At 44.2% G+C, this 1,222-nt stretch carries 2 protein-coding genes; both read left to right on the top strand.

Annotation, left to right across the window (positions count from 1 at the left end):
* Positions 1-342: hypothetical protein (locus tag Xvie_RS20310; protein WP_208612660.1), on the top strand; the 342-nt coding region annotated here is incomplete at its 5' end.
* Between the two features lie 4 nt (positions 343-346).
* A partial coding sequence (locus tag Xvie_RS20315; RefSeq protein ID WP_244175757.1) for a condensation domain-containing protein occupies positions 347-1,222 on the top strand: 876 nt, incomplete at its 3' end.

Raw genomic sequence — 1,222 nt, forward strand, 5'->3', positions numbered from 1 at the left:
ACCGCCGATGACTGTGGTCTCATGATGGCATCAGAAAATGCCGATCCACTGTTGCTGAACATCAATGGCGGCGTGCAGGCAGGCCAATTGGGATTCAGCGTTGCTTCTCACCTGTCCGAAGAGAAAAGCCAGCAATTTAAAGCAGCCTTTGAGACGGCGCTGGATTTAGTGATTAGTACCGCTCAAATACAAGCAATATCTGGCGGTATAAAAACGCCGAGCGACTATGGAAAAGATTTACTCACTAATGATCGATTAAATGATCTGATGACAAAGTTTGAAAGAAATCAAAGTCAGAAAATAAAAGTTCAACCTAAAAAGAAAAAGATTTTGGAGATTTAGTAATATGTTGTCTTTTCTAAAAGAACTAAACCAGCATCAAATATCAATATGGACTGCAGAAGAAAAAATAAAAATAGCATTTGAGGGTGACACACCTGATGCACATTTGATGGAAAAAATTAAACAACAGAAAAATGAAATTTTATCTTTTTTAGAGGAACATAACGTTTTCTCTGAAGATGAATTTAACTGTTTAGTATGCAATGAAACCGGGGTGGACAGTTTTAATAAAAACTCACCGGTAAGTGAAGAACGGAAAATTGAGGCGATTTATCCTGCCACCAGTTTGCAACAGGGCTTTGTTTATCATCATTTGAGCCAGCCTCATGATGATGCGTACCGCGTACAGTTGCTGTTAGATTATCATCAGGCCATTGATATTGAGCTGTATATCAAAGCGTGGTCCTTGACCTCGCTACGGTTCCCGGTTTTAAGAACCGCTTTTGATTGGGAAGGCGATATTTTACAAATCGTCACGTCTGGGGCGAGTATTGATGCCACGAACTTTACCCTCAAAGACCTCAGCGGGCTGCCTGCCGGGCAACGTGACGACGCCATTGCAGAGATACAGCGACAGGACAGGGCCATTGGCTTTGATTTAAGCCAGCCCGGCTTGATCCGCTTTACGCTCATTAAGCAACATGAGCAGTTAGTGACCGTCTTAAAAACCATGCACCATAGCATTAGCGATGGCTGGAGTGGGCCTATCCTGTGGCAAACCGTGCATGGTTATTATGAGCGCCTGAAGCAAGGACAGACCCCACACGTCGTGGCGGAAACTGCCTATCTGGCCACGCAACAATATCACCTGACTCATAAAGCCGAAGCCGACGCGTTTTGGGCGCAAGAAAAAGCCTGTTATCAGGGGGGGAACGATATC

It is taken from the genome of Xenorhabdus vietnamensis (assembly GCF_002127535.1).
Taxonomy (GTDB): Bacteria; Pseudomonadota; Gammaproteobacteria; order Enterobacterales; family Enterobacteriaceae; genus Xenorhabdus; species Xenorhabdus vietnamensis.